This is a genomic window from Shewanella sp. Choline-02u-19, assembly GCF_002836205.1.
Taxonomy (GTDB): Bacteria; Pseudomonadota; Gammaproteobacteria; order Enterobacterales; family Shewanellaceae; genus Shewanella.
Genome location: NZ_PJBE01000012.1, coordinates 418545 through 435611 on the forward strand (window position 1 = coordinate 418545; position 17067 = coordinate 435611).

A 17067-nucleotide genomic window follows, 5' to 3' on the forward strand; every position below is an offset into this window, starting at 1 on the left:
GGATTGATAGGAATCGCGATGAAAAAAACCATAATCGCTACTCTGTTGCTCGGGTGTTGGGCAAGTGCCGTAACCTCACCAGTAATAGCAGCAGAAGCAGACTTAATGGCCGCAATGCCAGCCTCACAAATCAGCGCATCAAGTCACCAGGCTGGCCAGTTTAGCGACTGGCTGCCTAAAGTGATGTTGAGCTTTAACGCACTGCCAGAAATCCAAGCGCAAAGCGCACGACGTCAGCAGGCTCAATTGAGTGTTCAAGCCGCAGACAAAGCGGTTTATAACCCAGAATTGGGCATGAGCTATCAAAAAAATGACTCTGAAGCATCAGACGATACTTATACGCTCGACATCAGCCAAACCATCGATTGGGGAGACAAGCGTGGTGTTGCAATGCGGATGGCACAACTCGAAAACGAAATATTGCTGTCTGATATTACGCTCGAGCGCAGTCAAATGTTGGCTGAACGTCTGCAAGCGTTAGCGAATCAAGCCCAAGCTCAAAAAGCTCTTCAATTTCAAAAACAGCAGTTCAAACTCGCGAAAGCTCAACTGGATATTGCCCGCCAACGTACAGAAGTGGGCGATTTGTCTAATGTTGAGTTGCAGCTAATGCAACTTGAGGTCGCCAGTAATGCTGCTGTTTACGCCTTAGCTGAGCAAGCGTCAATTGCGGCAGATGGTGCTGTTTTAGGGTTATTTGGAGAGGTGAACTTACCGTTTGCTGACTTCTTAAATACCTTAACTATTCAAGCCAGCAAGGTCGATGTATCTCCTGAACTGCCGGCATTGAAAAGTGCGTATCAGCAAGTATTAGTCGCTAAAGTGGCAGCTAAACAGGCCCAATCCGATAACGCTGCAGACCCCACGATTAGCTTAAGTGCTGAGAGAGAAGGTGATGAAAATAAAGTCGGTGTTGGTGTGTCAATACCGCTGCAGTTTAGAAATAACTACAGCGAAGTGATTGCGGTGGCTAATGAAGGGATCACGATTGCAGAGCAAACTTACCTTGCACAAGAACGTGTATTACTGCAGCAGCAAAAGCAGTTTACTTTAAGCCTACCTAGACTCACTCAGCATTATCAAGATTGGCGTGAGTTGGTACTGACTTCAGGTTTGGCGGCGGCAAAGAGCTTAGCGCAGCAATGGAAAACCGGTGATATTAACACCAGTGATTACTTACAAAGCCAAAGACAGATGAGCAATAGCTATTTGGCTGGACTCGCTTTGGAATCAGCCCTGTATGAAAACTGGCTGACATGGATGGGAGCAAGTGGCCAACTTGAGTATTACCTCAATAGCCAGCTTCCACAAACAGCGCGTACCACGGTTAAGTAAGGGCCTGATTATGGAAAGCAATAGCATGAAAATCACTAATATTAAGACCAATAATATGATGACGGTAGAAAAAATGAATACTTCACTCAACATGTGCGCTAACAAGGGTGTTTTTGGATTAAATGCGATTACCCGCGCAATGAGCTTTGGTTTAATCATGGCGTTAAGCAGTGCGTTTATTATGCCGCTAGTGGCAACGGCGGGTGAAGGGCATGCCCATGAGCAAGAGAGTGTAGAAGAAACTTCAGTTAGCAAGGACGTAAGCACTGGCATTAAAGCAGACGATGGTCACGGCCATGATGCTGTCGGTGAAGCAGAAACAGAAGAAGAGCATGGGCTCGATGCGCTAAAACTTACCACTGAACAGCGTGAATTGGCTGGGATAGAGGTGGTGACGTTAACCGAGCAGAGTTTTAGTTTAGAAGCCGTTGCTACGGCAACATTAGTCGTTGATCGCGACCGCACCGTTACCATTGCACCACAAGTTGATGTGCGCGTCCAAAAGCGCAATGTGGTACCAGGTCAAGAAGTTAAGCAAGGTGATATTTTGCTGACTTTAGGGGGGGTCGCAGTGGCTCAAGCACAGGCTGATTACATTAATGCCGCAGCGGAGTGGAGTCGAGTTAAACGCATGAGTAAAAGTGCAGTAAGTGCCAGTCGTCGCTTACAAGCCCAAGTCGATGCTGAGCTTAAGCGCGCCACACTTGAAGCGATGAAGATGACATCTGAGCAGATAAAGGCATTGGCATCAAGCCCAGAAACCATCGGCAGCTATCAACTGTTAGCGCCGATCAATGGCCGAGTTCAACAGGACTTAGCCATGTTAGGCCAGATTATTCCAGCGGGTACTGCAATAATGCAGCTGACTGATGAGTCGCATTTATGGGTGCAAGCTGAGCTTACACCAGCGCAAGCTGAGAAAGTGAGCATAGGCACTAAAGCGATTGTGAAAGTGGGAGATAAAAGTCTAAACGCCAAGATCATTGGTCGCTCACATGAGCTCGATAGTGTGACGCGTACCGAGCAAATTTTAGTGAGCTTTGAAAATGCGGGCTATGTATTACACGCCGGACAGTTTGCTGAACTTTATTTACCCGATGCGCAACAAGGTGGGGTGATACTGCCTGATGCGGCGTTGACGCGTGGTGGCGATGGCGACTGGCAGGTGTTTATTGAAGATGAAGATGGTTTTGAAGCTCAGGAGGTTGAGGTTATTGAACGTCAACGTGGCATGAACCTAGTGCGTGGTTTAGCGTCAGGTTCTAAAGTCGTGGTTTCTGGAGCGTTCTTTTTAGCTTCTGAGCAAGCGAAGTCTGGCTTCGATATTCACAATCACTAAAGGCGGTCGCTATGTTACAGAAATTAATTGATGCGGCGATCCGCAACCGTTTGATGGTGGTGCTTGCACTCGTCGGCGCGGTAATCGCCAGTGTGGCTATGCTGCCAAATCTAAATTTAGATGCATTTCCTGATGTTACCAATGTACAGGTAACCATCAATACGGCGGCTGAAGGACTTGCTGCTGAAGAAGTTGAGAAGTTAATTAGTTATCCCGTTGAGTCGGCAATGTACGCGCTGCCATCGGTAACCGAAGTGCGTTCTCTATCTCGTACCGGTTTATCGATTGTGACCGTGGTATTTGAGGAAGGCACTGATATCTATTTTGCTCGTCAGCAAGTATTTGAACAGTTGCAAGCCGCCAGAGAGATGATCCCTGATGGGGTTGGGGTACCGGAAATTGGTCCCAACACCTCTGGTTTAGGGCAAATTTACCAATACATTTTGCGTGCAGACCCAGGTTCTGGTATTGACGCGTCGGAACTTAGAAGCTTAAACGATTACCTGGTAAAGCTGATTTTGATGCCCGTTGGCGGCGTCACTGAAGTCTTGTCGTTTGGTGGTGAAGTTCGTCAATATCAAGTTCAGATCGATCCCAACAAGATGCGCAGCTACGGCTTATCGATGGCAGAGGTGACGAGCGCATTAGAGAGTAATAACCGTAACGCGGGCGGTTGGTTTATGGACCAAGGCCAAGAACAGCTAGTGGTGCGCGGTTATGGTTTACTTCCAGCGGGCGACGCGGGTTTAAAAGCGATTAAGCAAATCCCACTCACTGAAGTTGGTGGCACACCGGTACGAGTGAGTGATATTGCTAATGTTGGGTACGGCAGCGAAATCCGTGTTGGCGCAGTAACCATGACTCGCCGTGATGAGGCGGGTAATAAACAAGTCTTGGGTGAAGTTGTTGCGGGTGTGGTGCTTAAGCGAATGGGCGCGAACACCAAAGCAACCATTGATGATATTAGTGCGCGTACCGCATTGATAGAGCAGGCACTACCTGATGGCGTATCATTTGAGGTGTTTTACGATCAAGCGGATCTCGTCAACAGAGCAGTAGAGACAGTGCGTGATGCATTGTTAATGGCCTTTGTGTTTATCGTGGTGATCTTAGCGTTATTTTTAGTCAACATTCGCGCCACCATGTTAGTACTGCTCTCTATTCCAGTCTCTATTGGTTTGGCATTACTGGTGATGTCTTACTTTGGTATGTCGGCAAACTTAATGTCACTCGGTGGCTTAGCGGTTGCGATTGGTATGTTGGTCGATGGCTCAGTGGTGATGGTTGAGAATATTTTCAAACACCTTACCCAACCAGACCGACGTCACTTAGCTGATGCGCAAGCACGTGCATCGGGTGAGGATGATCCGCACCATGCCGGTGAAGATGGTCTTGAGCTGGATGAGCGTAGCGGTATCGCGATGCGGATCACGCTGGCAGCTAAAGAAGTGTGCAGTCCAATCTTCTTTGCGACCGCGATTATTATCGTGGTGTTTGCCCCTTTATTCGCCTTAGAAGGTGTCGAAGGTAAGCTATTCCAACCGATGGCGATAAGTATCATTCTCGCCATGATCTCGGCACTCCTTGTCGCGCTCATCGCGGTACCGGCACTAGCGGTGTATCTCTTCAAGCATGGTGTGACACTCAAAGAAAGTGTGGTACTCAAACCTATTGATGCGGTATATCGCAAGTTGTTGACCGCCACAATGGGCAGTCCTAAAGTGGTCGTTATAACTGCTGTGGTGATGTTTGCCATGAGCATGATGCTACTACCAAGATTGGGAACTGAATTTGTACCTGAACTTGAAGAGGGCACGATTAACTTACGTGTGACGCTAGCACCCACTGCCAGTTTAGGGACTTCTCTGGAAGTTGCACCAAAACTGGAAGCTATGTTGCTTGAGTTCCCTGAAGTCGACTATGCCCTAAGCCGTATTGGTGCCCCTGAACTCGGTGGCGATCCGGAGCCTGTGAGCAATATCGAGATCTATATTGGCCTTAAGCCGATAGATCAGTGGGAGCATGCAGAAACACGCTTAGAGCTACAACGTAAAATGGAAGATAAACTCAGTATCTATCCTGGTCTGTTGTTTACTTTTTCCCAACCGATTGCGACCCGTGTAGATGAACTGCTGTCAGGTGTCAAAGCTCAGCTAGCGATTAAGATTTTTGGACCAGACTTGGACGTACTGTCTGAGCGTGGCCAAGCGTTAACCGACCTAGTGGCTAAAATCCCTGGTGCTGTTGATGTTTCTTTGGAGCAAGTAAGCGGTGAAGCACAGCTCGTCGTTCGTCCGAAGCGTGATCTATTAGCGCGTTACGGTATCAGCGTCGATGAAGTCATGAGTCTAGTTAGCCAAGGTATTGGTGGCGTGAGTGCCGGCCAAGTGATTGATGGTAATGCACGTTATGATATTAATGTGCGTTTAGCTAAAGAGTATCGTAGCTCTCCTGATGCCTTGCGTGACTTGCTGTTAACCGGAGTGAGTGGCGCAACGGTTCGTCTAGGAGAGGTTGCTGACGTTGTCATTGAAATGGCACCACCAAACATTCGTCGTGATGATGTGCAGCGCCGCGTAGTGGTGCAAGCTAACGTTGCTGGCCGCGATATGGGCTCAGTGGTTGATGATATCTATGCTGTGGTTCCACAAGCGGAACTTCCACCGGGTTATACCGTTGTGGTGGGTGGGCAATATGAAAACCAACAGCGTGCTCAACAGAAGCTCATGCTGGTAGTGCCTATCTCAATAGCGTTGATAGCACTGTTGCTGTACTTCTCTTTTGGTTCGATTAAGCAAGTGGCGCTCATTATGGCCAACGTACCTTTAGCATTGATTGGTGGTGTTGTTGCGCTTTATGCCAGCGGTACTTACCTTTCCGTACCGAGCTCGATTGGTTTTATTACCTTGTTTGGTGTGGCAGTACTGAATGGTGTCGTGCTGGTGGATTCGATAAATCAGCGTCGAGCTAGTGTTAAATTTGAAACCAATGCGTCACTTTATGACGCGGTTTATGAAGGCACTGTGGGTCGTCTACGTCCGGTATTAATGACGGCATTGACCTCGGCGCTAGGATTGATCCCAATCTTAATCTCATCGGGTGTTGGCAGCGAAATTCAGCAACCTTTAGCCATAGTTATTATTGGTGGCTTATTCAGTTCAACTGCACTGACGTTGCTAGTATTACCCACACTTTACCGCTGGTTGTATCAAAACCGTAGCAAGACTAACGATTCAGGTCTAAGTAAGGATTTTGAAACGCTCGACTAGTCATACTTCAAACGCCCTAAGCGGATTTTAGCTGGGGCATTTTAAATTTTCCTTTGGCAAGGCTGCTGAAAGAGGTTGAAAGTGAGATACACAGCATTAGTCTGCCTGAGTATCTTATTCAGCCTTTATCGATACGGCTTGCTGGTCGTTACGGCATTGGGCTTATGATTAAGGCGTTGCGGTGTGAAAGAGTCAAAAGCGTTGGCTGTTTACTAGCATTACGGCGAGGTTGCCTAACCTGCTTCATCATTGGCTAATGTGCGACTGGTAAATTTAGTACGCGGAGCAGGATTGCTCCGCTTTTTTTGGCGGTTTAAAGATGGACGCTAAGATATTTTCTCATTTCAGTTCCCGCATTTCTCCACTTTCCAGTTGTTATTTATCAGCTAATCCTAACGTTTGTTAAGTGTCTTTTTGGCAAGGCAGTAGCGCAATAAAAAAACCATCAAGTGATCTAGCGAATAGAGCGTTATGAGTTAAGCTTAGAGCGGTATTCTGCAGTATAAAGGTTTGTTGTACATGGAGGGAAAGGTGCGTAAGTGTTTATATATAGGCCAAGCTAGGCGAATATTACCTTTGCTTAGTATGATGCTGGTTGTGGTTTGTTTTTCCTCGTCAGCTAATCAATGGGAGCAAGCAGATTCTCCTTATGGAGGAAGTGTTGCCGCGATGGGCAGTTATGCTAATGGTTGCTTGGCTGGAGCGGAGGCACTGCCTTTGTCTGGAGAGGGATTCCAAGTTATTCGCACCCAGCGACAGCGCTATTATGGTCATCCGTTACTTATTTCATTTATCACTGACTTTGCCAGTGACTTTCAACAAAATAACCATAGCGATCTATTAATTGCGGATATGTCTATGCCACGCGGAGGTAACTTCAGCCATGGTCATTCAAGCCATCAAATAGGGCTAGATGTGGATATTTGGCTTAAGCTGACTGAGCAACCGTTAACGGTAGCAGAGCGAGAGCAACCACAGCCTTTTGATATCGTTAATACTAAGCAATTCACGCTTGATAATCAGCAATGGCTGCCCGAGCATACTCGCATGCTGAAATTGGCAGCTGAAGACAGCCGCGTAGCGCGTATTTTTGTTAGTCCGGTGATTAAACAACACGTATGCAATATGGAGTTGGCCAATGATAACTGGCTTAGTAAAGTCCGCCCGTGGTGGGGGCATACTTATCATATGCATGTAAGGCTGCATTGTCCTGAAGGTGATGCTCGCTGCATTAATCAGGCCCCGATACCTAAGGGTAATGGTTGTAATGAACTGAGCTGGTGGAAGCAACAGATGACTCAAACCAAGCCTAAATCCACCTCTAAAAAGTCCGCAAAAACGGCTAAAAAGAAAAAAGAAAAGGTTAAGCCAAAGCAGTGTGCACAGCTACTCGACTATAGTGCAGCGAAATAACCCTTACCTTCAGTATCAATAAAAAAGCCCTGCATCGGCCGATGCAGGGCTTTCGTTTTCAGTACTAATTTTTGAGTACTAGTTTACGAGCTTAGCGCGTAGCCGCCCTTTAGGTGAGACACTTGCTCAAATCCTAGTCGGTGCATCGCTTGCGCTGCAATCATTGAGCGACTGCCGCTGCGACAAACCAATACCCATTGTTCATTTTTATCATCTTGGTGCTCTTGAATAAACTGCACTAAACGCGTTAATGGCACGTTCTGACTCGATTGCTGTGAGTGGTTTAGCGCATATTCATGCGGCTCTCGAATATCAATAATCTTCACGTTATTGTCTTGCCTCATTGCCGCTTTGAGACTCATCGCGTCATACTCTTTTATCTTCGATTTATGACAGTTGCCAATGATTGCACCACACATGATTTCGGTGCCAACTTCGTCATTTAGGTGCGTATCCAGTAAGGCTTTTTGTTGCTGAAAATTAAGTTCTGGGAGGGCTTCGTTTAGTACCGCATTGAGTAAGTTATTGCGACTAATCTCAGCCTCTAAGCTAGTGGTAAATTCATTATTGTAATCATGGCTGGCACAAATCAATGTACTGCTACTAATGCTATCTCTGATCAACTTCAAACTATGAAACAGGTCCTGGCTGCAGCTTGAGTCAAAATTAGTTCTGCCTAGACTACCCATCAATATGGTATCACCGCAAAAAGCGTATTGTGTTTGCTGAGGCATATTATCCAATGCTAAGGGCGTTGCGCATAACAGTAAACTAATGCTATCGCGAGTGTGGCCGGGAGTCGGTAGCCTGACCAACTGTTTTGAACCAATGCTAATCGTTTGGTATTGCTGACCTAAGTGTTCAGTGGTTTCTTGAGTTTCTGGCCAACCTAATACATCAGATTGTTGCTTTGCTAAATAACGTTCAACCAGAAGCTCACGACCAGATTGGTGATCGGCATGGCCATGAGTATCGATGGCGGCGACTAGAGTCAGCTGCTGACATTGCAGCAAGGTGTCGAGTCTCTGGATCAGCTCTGGCAATGGGTCGATAATTAACGCTTGTTTACTTGATGAGTCGACATAGACCCAAGTGCAACTCGCGCCAGAGCGTAACTGCAATAAGCCATCTAATGGTGTTTTGTCGGAGATATTACTGCTGTCGTCTAATATCATGCAGCTTTGAGTGAGGGCTTTTGAAGCGGTTTTAATGCGCAAGCAGGCAGTATCGACTTCTGTTTGAGTCATAGCGGGTCCAAAGGACATGCGAATAGCGGCTTCACTTTGCCAAGCAGGTAGCCCCATTGCGTCTAGTACGAAACTTCTGCTGACTTTAGAGCTGCAGGCGGACCCTGAGCTGACGCGAATGTTGGCAGCATCAAAAAGGTCCATGATCTCTTTGCTGCTAAAACCGGGCACGGCAAAGTTAATGGTAGTCGCAACGCTATGGCTAAAGCTGTTGTTAAACACAATCTCAGGAAAGCACTCAACTAATGTATTAGCCATTTGCTGTCGATAGTGTGTCAGTTGTTCACTTGTTGAAAATGTTGAGTTCTCAGGGCACAGCAACATCTCAAATATAACGTTAAGCGCAGCCATACCTGGCAGGTTTTCAGTGCCTGAACGTAGACCGCCTTCTTGACCTCCGCCGGCAATAAAAGGCGTGAACGGCGCAGTATCTCGAATATAGACGAAACCAATGCCTTTCGGGGCATACAGCTTATGACCACTGAAAGGAGCGTAATCGATGCTGGTGTTCTTGAGATCTAGCTCGGTTTTACCTAATGCCTGAACGCAATCAACCATCCAAAAAATACCCGGGTTGGCGCTGCGAATTGTGTTTTCCAAAGCTGATAGATCTTGAAATACACCAGTTTCATTATTAACTGCCATAGTGCAAATCATCAGTGCATTGGGTGCCTCGAGTCTAATAAAGTCATGATCAAGTAAGCCAAACTCATCAACTGGAATCGCTTTTACTGCAGCCGCAATCCCCAACACGTCAAGCCAGTGCTTCAATGATTCAGGTACAGCTTTATGCTCAGTGGCACCATAAAGTACCGAGTAGCTTTGATTTGCTGACATATTACTCTTTGCTGCAATCAGCGCCGATAAGATTGATGTTTGGATCCCTTCCGTCGCACCACTGGTAAATATTAGTTTTCCCTCTCCCGTTCCAAGCAGCGTTTTTGCTCTTAGGCGAGTTTGTTCCATTAAGTTTTTCGCTTTTAACCCAGTTATGTGGCTACTGCTTGGGTTGCCAAAAAGAGTTTCCATGGCCGATAAAGCGGCGGCAGCAGCTTGAGGCAGCACGGGAGTAGTGGCATTTGCATCAAGGTAAATTTGGGTCAGTTTAGGGGTGTTATTCATTGTTTTTAGCTCTTTATTGTTATTGTTTTATTGCCAAATTCCGCTTATAACTTTTGGGAATAACTAATATCTTGGCGCTATATTAGCAGGTTGGTAATAATGATCAAGATCACATTATCTCAATTGTGGTCGCAATAAAGGTGAGGGCGAAGCGGTGATAGAATTGTCAGCAAGGGCAGTGTGAATCGCTTTAAGCTCAAGCGATGAATTGAATGCAATTGGTATAAAGAGAAGCATCGTGTGCTAGAAAATATAAAAAAGCGCCGATAAATCAGCGCTTAAATTGAGTTTGTCCCGTGTCTTATTGGGTCTTGGCTTTAACTGTCTCAATAAGCGCATCCCATTGCGGGTATTGAACTAAGCTTTTCGATAAGTCCCCCCAAGGTTGCATTGTTTGTTGTTTAAAATCGATGGAGTCGGTTTTTCCAAGCTTGAGCTCATACAGATAATAAAAGGCCGAGGCGCGGTAATTTGCGGCACAATGGATCAGAATGTTTTTGCCTTTATTGGCGTCCATGATGGCAAAAAACTGCTCCACATTGGCGACAGTAGGCTGCTTCCAGTCTACGTCTATCTGTTGATATTGCATGCCAGCGCTGGTGACTAAACTCGCTTCGTCGTCATGGCCACTAGCATTGCCTTTGGGAATGAGGTTGATCACTAACTCAACACCCGATTGCTGCAATATAGGAAACTCCGCTTTAGTCGGTAGCCCAGATGTGATGATGCTGCCCTGATTAAACTGCACTGCTTTTAAGTCTTGTAACTGCCGTGGTGCAATTTCTGCAACAGCTATTGAGCTAAGCAAACTGGCGAGTAGAAAAATAAATCTCATTATATTGTCCCTTTTTATGTTGCGCTAGATTTTAACTTTGATGACGACCTTTCGAACCTGTTTTGGCGTAGCACTGGTTCCAGGCATATGCATATCTTCTGGAAAAAACAATGCAAACATCCCAGCTTTGAAGGGAATAAAGGCTGCAGCCTCTTTATTGGATAGGTAGTCAAACTCGGCGTAATCGTGCTTAGCAAAATAGGGCTTTGAAGGTGTTTGGTCTGCCAAAGGCAAATAGCCAAACTCCTCTTCACCACTGACAACATATTGCACGTCAATATACTGCTGGTGGACTTCAAAAGGCTCAACTTCTCGAGACTTAGTCTGATAATCATTGACGATAACAAACAGATCTTTGCCTTCAAGCTCGTATGTTCCGACTTCAAGCAGGCTAAAATTGGTTTCACTCAGGTGGGCAAGCGCTTTAGCGATGCGGGGGCTGATGTGGCTGTATAGTGCTCGGTTCGCTAAGGTATCTACAATCATAATGTTCTCATTCATAAGGTCTTTCTAAGCTAAATAATGACTGTTAGCGTAGAATTTTAATAAATAGAAGTTTAGCGTTATCTGCTATTAGGCGATACAGGATTTAACTTCAAAGGTGATAGTGATTCCGATAACAGCATAGCCCACTCATGGGTATGGCTTAATGATCGTTGTATTTTCCATAATACATCCTTGTTGCTTCCATTGAAGATCAAGTTTACGGTATCTAGGATCCAATAAAAAGTTAATTAATTTTAGGGTTTAATGTGTCTTCTTTACGATTTATTGCGGGTCCAAAGGCTTTTAAAACACTTAACGAAAATGGTTTAAAACCAGAGTTGTTTAGCCAGCTATTAGCGGCATCGGGTGGGCCTAAGTGGATTGGTATTGCGGGGCTAGACAAATATTTATTTGGTGAGTTTTTCAAATCACTCGCGCAACCTTTGCATACCTTAGGCGCTTCTTCAGGAGCTTGGCGTCTGGCTTGTTTAGCACAGAATAATCCACTGGCGGCATATCAGCGGTTAGAAGATCTTTATATCGGACAACGTTACGATAGCAAACCAACAGCAGAAGAAGTGTCGACTCAAGTAAAAGGGATCCTCGGGGGCTTGCTAGGCAAGCAAGGGGGAGCTGAAATTGTTTCAAATGAATTTATAAATAGTCATTATATTGCCTGTCGTGGACGTCATTTGAATCGTGTTACAGGTAAAGCGCCACTGGCATTGGGTTTAGCGGTAGCTGCGGCGACCAATCTTGTTAGCCGTAAAAGCTTAGCGTGGCATTTTGAACGTTATGTCTTTGGCGTGCAGCAGTCATTATCTCCTTTTTCTAAGCTCACAGATCTTCCCAGTCAATTTTGTGGTTTATCTGTAGACAATATTCACCAAGTGTTACTGGCAACAGGATCTATCCCTTGGGTGTTAGCGCCAGTCACGGAGATCAAGGGCGCACCGAATGGGCACTATTATGATGGTGGCATTACCGATTATCACTTCGATATTCCATTAACGGCGCCAACAGGGCTCACGCTTTACCCACATTTCTTTCCACGAATGTCACCTGGATGGTTCGATAAATCGTTACCTTGGCGAGATGCAAAACAGAATTACGACAATGCACTGATCCTGGCGCCAACGGATACATATATAAGAAGCCTCCCCCACAGTAAGTTGCCGGATCGTAATGATTTTACTCATTTTGACTCCGATTCAAGAATTCAATATTGGCGTAAAACGGCTGCGATGAGTCAAGTCTTAGCAGATGATTTGGCCGATGTTATCGATAAAAAATCTCTTGCTGGCAGGCTCGAGCGACTGTAAAAACCTGATCTAAGTGCAATAAAGTAACGTATTTACCTGTCTAATTAGTGAACAGTTCAATAAAGTGGCTTTCTGGCTGAAATTTAACCAGCTGCTACACTTTATCTTTACTGATGATCGTCAAAATGATGGTCTGACCTACCTATCGAGGAGGTTGTTATGCGAACAGAAGAGATGGCGTTATTGATGCACGATACCTTGCTGTTACCTGAGGGAAGGGCAGAGATCCGTGTGGTTGATCCGGCTTATCTGAGCATGATAGCCGAAGTGTTGAAATTGCATTACCCATTAGTGTTCGGCATGAGTAAAGCCAATAGTCATCCGCCTTGTTATGAAATGGCGACCCAGTGCGAGATCATTGATTTCAACCAGCTGGATGATGATTCTCTCGGCATCGTTTTACAAGGTAAGCAAAGAGTACGCATTTTGTCTGCTGCTCAGCGTCGAGATGGTGTTTGGATCAGCAGAACATTAGCCTGTAATAATTGGCAGCAAGAGCCAATTTACGGTGAGTTCGAGTTAATTAGTGCCGCTTTAGAGCAGTTTTATGAAGTAAACCCTGATCTCTTTGGCTTGTACGATAATGATGTACATCTCGAAGATGCATCATGGGTCAGTCAGCGCTGGTTAGAGGTGTTACCGCTGTACAATAAAGATAAGTTACGCTTATTGAATCAGCCTAATTGTCATAAAACTATGAATTTTGTGCTTGAGCTGATTAAGTCCCACGCCAATGCCAAATCTTATTAAGCTAAACTGATATTGGTATTAGCTTTGAGATTAGATCTGCCCTTTATGAGCTATTTTTTGTTAAAGTAGCGCTCAGTTTTATGCTATCAGTATTAATTTTATGAGCCATTCCGTACGCGCCGCCCAAGCCTCCTATATCGTTTTACCAGAAACGGTTACCGATAAGCCATCCGTATTAAGTTTTTTAGTCAGCCATTTTAAAGCGATTGATGAGGCCGTTTGGATTGCTCGGATCGAAAGCGGAAAAGTGCATTGGCGCGACGGACAACTCGTTACCTTGGACAGCGTATTTATCCCGCGAGCTCGGGTTTATTATTACCGCGAAGTGCAGCAAGAATCGTTGATCCCATTTGAAGAAGAAATACTGCTACAAAATGAGCAAATTATTATTGCCTTCAAACCGCATTTTTTGGCGGTTAATCCCAGTGGTAATTTTGTTAATGAGTGCTTGGTAAATCGCCTGCGGATAAAGACAGCTAATGAGCAAATTGTTGCTGCCCATCGACTAGACCGAGCGACGGCTGGAGTGATGTTATTGTCTCTCAATGCCAGCACCCGCCATGATTATCATCAACTTTTTAAAAATGGTAATATCACTAAAACCTATCAGGCAGTCGCCGTTTTATCCGCTTCGATACAAAAGCTTATTGAAGCTACCGAGCTAAGCTTGCCGACTCGCTGGACGGTGAAAAATCGATTAGTGAAGGCTGAGCCTAGCTTTATGATGAAAATGGCTGATGGCGAGGCTAATAGTCATTCTGAAATTAGTTTAGTCGCAGTCAACGGTAATTTGGGGCTGTTTGAGCTCACCCCCGTGACAGGCAGAACGCACCAGTTACGGGTGCATATGATGAGTCTGGGTATGCCTATTTTGAATGACAGACTTTATCCTGAATTACTCGATAAAGCGGCCGATGATTTTAACAAACCATTAATGCTGGTTGCTAAAAGACTGGCGTTTGTTGACCCGTTGTCAGCGGAGTCTATCGACATTAGTTGTGATGGACTGCAGCTGTAAGGATGGTTATCTAGCGGTGCCTAGGCGGTAAAAACTCGGTTTCGCTCATATCGGCATGTAATACCGCAATTTTGGTTGGCGCGCCGTTTTTAGCCAGTTCGACTCTGCCTATCCCACTCTTATTCATTAAGCGTTTGCTGCGTGCGCCATTGGGGCGACGACCACGGATCGACATACGTTTACGCTTAGTGAGAAAATTGAGTGGTGAGAAATAGCCGTATAACCAACCATTGAATTTGTCGAAGTAGGGCAGTAGTTTCTCTGGAAATTGATTTTTAATACCACTACAGGTGATCTGGTAAATCGCCGGTCCAGCATCTCTAAATCGAATACTAATATCGTAGCTAAACGAATAATGAACATCACCTGAGAGGATCACAAATTGCTCGGGCGTTTTACGGTGTTGGAAAATACTCAACAGTGTATTAGCGGTGCCTGGATGTGCCATCCAGTTTTCGGCATCCACCAGTAATGACGCGCCGCACCACGTCGCCATTTTTTGTATGGTTTCAATAAGCTTGACTCCATACATAGGGGCTGGCGAAACAATAATCACATTGGGTTGATTAACCAGTTCAGCTTGAAACTCCATTAACGCTTCCCAATCCATCAGGCCAGACGGTTTACCCAGGTTGGACTCGCTACGCCAGCGGCGAGTCCGGGTATCTAGCACGATAAGTTTAGGGCTAGTGTCCAAACTGTAATGCCAGTGCTCAAAGCTAAGCAGGGTATCGATAAGGGCATCTTGGGCTGAACTTGTGGGTGATTTAAAGAGGGCGTCCAGTTGTGGTCGAATTTCAGCATCAAATTTGGTTGGCGCATTACCGAGACCTTGAAATAGCGTATAGGCGATAAGTGCGTTGCCTATAATGCGTTTTGAAAAGGGGTGATTATACGCCGCCAGTTCCCACCTTGCGGTTAAATTCCAATCATCGGTAATATCGTGGTCATCGAAAATCATATAGGTCGGTATATGGGCAAATAAGCGACGCACCTGCAGCAGGCCGCTTTTAAACGCCAGCAAGTGAGTCCATTCACGCTGCCAACGCAATGTATTAGCGTTGCTTAAGCCACTAACATCTTTGGGGATATCGATCAGTTCCCACAGCTCCGGTGACCAACTCAGCAGATAAAGCGCAATCAGTTCGTTGAGACTGACCAGATGATTTTCTGCAATGGATGAGGTGAAAATAGGGTGGTTGATATACCAACGCTTAATTGCCGTTTTAGCCTTATATTGCGTTTTGGGTAGCAAGTTAATATGGCGTTGATACATGGCTTCAGGCTGATAACTTATCTGTTCACTGCCCGCGAGACTGCAATCATTAAAGCGCTCTTGGGTTAAGCCCAGCAGTGAAATCACTTCACCAATCGCATAGATCATTGGCCCCGCAATATCATCCACATAAACCTGATCGCCACTTAACATTAGCAATGATGGACGCTGTTGCAGTGTGGCTAATTGCGATATCTGGGTGTCGGCGGCAACGAGAGCATCGCCACTATGGTGGTGGGGGTTGCGACATGATCCATGGAGTAAATTATCAATTTGTGGCTTAACGATAAATTCAATGTCGGTACTGTCGTTGTAAGTAAGCCCCTTTACGTCAGCAAATATATTCGCTTTGTCAGCGCAGCTTAGTTGATAAGCCAAAGGGGTGTCGCGAGGTAGGAGTTCGGGTTGTGATACGCATATTAAGTACTGAAAAGCATGCTGGCCAAGTTCAATAATATGAACTTCATCATCTGTGAGTTCGCGTGAAAAACCGGCGTTGGCTATCGTTAAGGTTAACCTTGATAACCGTTCGCGGCTCACGAACCATAACGTAAAATGTTGCTGATCACAGTGACGTAAACTGGGGCCCGCAATGATGAGTGGCAGCGCATTTTCAGACGACATTAAGTAGTTCTTTAGTAAAAAGTAATCTTGATTAAGAGTAAACCAGTGCTTAGATGAAGAAAAGCACTTAAGCTAAGCAGCGGCTAATTCAAGGGGGAAAGCGATGGTTAACGTAATGGTAACGGGAGCAACAGGTTTATTGGGACGAGCGGTGGTGCGTGAGTTACAGGCAAATCCTAATAATCAGGTAATTGCTTGTGGTTTTAGCCGTGCTCATGTGGATATGCATAAACTGGATTTAACGCAATCTGCCAGCGTTAAGGTATTTGTTGAAACTCACCGTCCCGATATTATTGTACATTGCGCTGCAGAACGTCGCCCCGATGTATCGGAACAAAATCCTGCTGCGGCGCTCGCTCTAAATGCTGAAGCAACACAGTCGCTAGCCGATGCTGCGAGTCAGTCCGGTGCGTGGTTGCTGTATATTTCGACTGATTATGTATTTGATGGCACTGCGCCCCCTTATATTGAAGATGCACTTACCCATCCAGTTAATTTTTATGGCGACTCAAAACGCCAAGGTGAAATGATTATTACTGACGCCAAGCAAGATTTTGCCATGTTACGTTTGCCGATCCTTTATGGCGAAGTTGAAACGGTGCAAGAGTCTGCGGTGATGGTGTTACTCAATAATCTACTCGATGCTACAGAGCAATATATTGACGATTGGGCGGTGCGCAGCCCGACATCTACTGCAGATGTTGCCACGGCAATAGCGCAAATGGTGGTGCTTAAAGCCTCTGGAGCCACCTTAGCGGGAAATTATCATTTTAGTGCTAGCGACACCATGAGCAAGTATCAGATGCTATTGATCATGGGGGAGTTACTCGGACTGGGTACTCAACATCTTAACCCTGTGATGTCGCCCACAGATAGCGTAAATCGGCCCCATAACTGCACATTAAGTTGTGAGAGACTGGCCAGTTTGTCGATTCAAACCAAGGTACCGTTTAAGGTTGGAATCGGACAGGCATTACAGCAGTCACCAAGTGCGATGGCTATGCTTAAACAAGCAGGTTAACCCTCCCTAA

General features: G+C 45.7%; 12 protein-coding genes. 8 read left to right on the forward strand and 4 right to left on the reverse strand.

The window, feature by feature from the left end; genetic code table 11:
* The first annotated feature begins 18 nt into the window (after positions 1 to 18).
* The 4 genes from CXF83_RS03975 (at position 19) to mepA (ending at position 7356) form a co-directional block, all read left to right on the forward strand.
* Positions 19 to 1335 carry a TolC family protein gene (locus CXF83_RS03975; RefSeq protein ID WP_101090293.1) on the forward strand — a complete coding sequence of 439 codons (1317 nt, stop codon included), beginning with the start codon at positions 19 to 21 and terminating at the stop codon, positions 1333 to 1335.
* 25 nt (positions 1336 to 1360) lie between these two features.
* Complete coding sequence (locus tag CXF83_RS03980; protein WP_443018861.1) at positions 1361 to 2674, forward strand: efflux RND transporter periplasmic adaptor subunit; 1314 nt, start codon at positions 1361 to 1363, stop codon at positions 2672 to 2674.
* A gap of 11 nt (positions 2675 to 2685) precedes the next feature.
* Positions 2686 to 5943: an efflux RND transporter permease subunit gene (locus CXF83_RS03985; RefSeq protein WP_101090292.1), complete on the forward strand. Its 3258-nt coding sequence runs from the start codon at positions 2686 to 2688 to the stop codon at positions 5941 to 5943.
* A gap of 531 nt (positions 5944 to 6474) precedes the next feature.
* Entirely contained in the window at positions 6475 to 7356 is an 882-nt protein-coding gene (mepA, locus tag CXF83_RS03990; RefSeq protein WP_232775024.1) for a penicillin-insensitive murein endopeptidase, read from the forward strand.
* Positions 7357 to 7439: 83 nt separating this feature from the next.
* Here mepA and CXF83_RS03995 read toward each other — a convergent pair whose 3' ends face one another.
* From CXF83_RS03995 to CXF83_RS04005, 3 genes are all read right to left on the reverse strand, one after another.
* A complete protein-coding gene (locus CXF83_RS03995; protein ID WP_101090290.1) occupies positions 7440 to 9725 on the reverse strand; it encodes an aminotransferase class V-fold PLP-dependent enzyme in 2286 nt (761 codons plus the stop codon).
* Between the two features lie 301 nt (positions 9726 to 10026).
* Positions 10027 to 10560, reverse strand: a complete 534-nt coding sequence (locus CXF83_RS04000) for a protein tyrosine phosphatase family protein (RefSeq protein ID WP_101090289.1) — start codon at positions 10558 to 10560, stop codon at positions 10027 to 10029.
* 24 nt (positions 10561 to 10584) lie between these two features.
* Positions 10585 to 11046 (reverse strand): YhcH/YjgK/YiaL family protein, encoded by a 462-nt coding sequence (locus CXF83_RS04005; protein ID WP_101090288.1) that lies wholly within the window; start codon positions 11044 to 11046, stop codon positions 10585 to 10587.
* A gap of 266 nt (positions 11047 to 11312) precedes the next feature.
* On the opposite strand from CXF83_RS04005, the gene CXF83_RS04010 reads away from it, so the two are divergent.
* The 3 genes from CXF83_RS04010 to CXF83_RS04020 all read left to right on the forward strand — a co-directional run bounded on the left by CXF83_RS04010 (position 11313) and on the right by CXF83_RS04020 (position 14136).
* Entirely contained in the window at positions 11313 to 12368 is a 1056-nt protein-coding gene (locus CXF83_RS04010; protein ID WP_101090287.1) for an alpha/beta hydrolase, read from the forward strand.
* A gap of 159 nt (positions 12369 to 12527) precedes the next feature.
* Entirely contained in the window at positions 12528 to 13118 is a 591-nt protein-coding gene (locus CXF83_RS04015) for an LON peptidase substrate-binding domain-containing protein (RefSeq protein ID WP_101090286.1), read from the forward strand.
* A 100-nt stretch (positions 13119 to 13218) separates the two neighbouring features.
* Entirely contained in the window at positions 13219 to 14136 is a 918-nt protein-coding gene (locus tag CXF83_RS04020) for a pseudouridine synthase (RefSeq protein ID WP_101090285.1), read from the forward strand.
* A 10-nt stretch (positions 14137 to 14146) separates the two neighbouring features.
* Here the strand turns inward: CXF83_RS04020 and CXF83_RS04025 are convergent, their stop codons facing one another.
* The gene (locus CXF83_RS04025) at positions 14147 to 16036 is read right to left on the reverse strand and encodes an alkaline phosphatase D family protein (protein WP_101090284.1); all 1890 of its coding nucleotides are present in this window, start codon (positions 16034 to 16036) and stop codon (positions 14147 to 14149) included.
* Positions 16037 to 16139: 103 nt separating this feature from the next.
* Here CXF83_RS04025 and CXF83_RS04030 point away from each other — a divergent pair, with 103 nt between their 5' ends.
* On the forward strand, positions 16140 to 17057 hold the full coding sequence (locus CXF83_RS04030; RefSeq protein ID WP_101090283.1) for a dTDP-4-dehydrorhamnose reductase family protein: 918 nt from the start codon (positions 16140 to 16142) through the stop codon (positions 17055 to 17057).
* Positions 17058 to 17067: the final 10 nt, after the last annotated feature.

Bases quoted from the DNA above. Each gene is read 5' to 3' on its own strand.
- CXF83_RS04020 (WP_101090285.1), top strand. From the start codon at position 13,219: ATGAGCCATTCCGTACGCGCCGCCCAAGCCTCCTATATCGTTTTACCA.
- CXF83_RS04025 (WP_101090284.1), bottom strand. From the start codon at position 16,036: ATGTCGTCTGAAAATGCGCTGCCACTCATCATTGCGGGCCCCAGTTTA.
- CXF83_RS04030 (WP_101090283.1), top strand. From the start codon at position 16,140: ATGGTTAACGTAATGGTAACGGGAGCAACAGGTTTATTGGGACGAGCG.
- CXF83_RS04000 (WP_101090289.1), bottom strand. From the start codon at position 10,560: ATGAGATTTATTTTTCTACTCGCCAGTTTGCTTAGCTCAATAGCTGTT.
- CXF83_RS04005 (WP_101090288.1), bottom strand. From the start codon at position 11,046: ATGATTGTAGATACCTTAGCGAACCGAGCACTATACAGCCACATCAGC.
- CXF83_RS03995 (WP_101090290.1), bottom strand. From the start codon at position 9,725: ATGAATAACACCCCTAAACTGACCCAAATTTACCTTGATGCAAATGCC.
- CXF83_RS03985 (WP_101090292.1), top strand. From the start codon at position 2,686: ATGTTACAGAAATTAATTGATGCGGCGATCCGCAACCGTTTGATGGTG.
- CXF83_RS03980 (WP_443018861.1), top strand. From the start codon at position 1,361: ATGAAAATCACTAATATTAAGACCAATAATATGATGACGGTAGAAAAA.
- CXF83_RS04015 (WP_101090286.1), top strand. From the start codon at position 12,528: ATGCGAACAGAAGAGATGGCGTTATTGATGCACGATACCTTGCTGTTA.
- CXF83_RS03975 (WP_101090293.1), top strand. From the start codon at position 19: ATGAAAAAAACCATAATCGCTACTCTGTTGCTCGGGTGTTGGGCAAGT.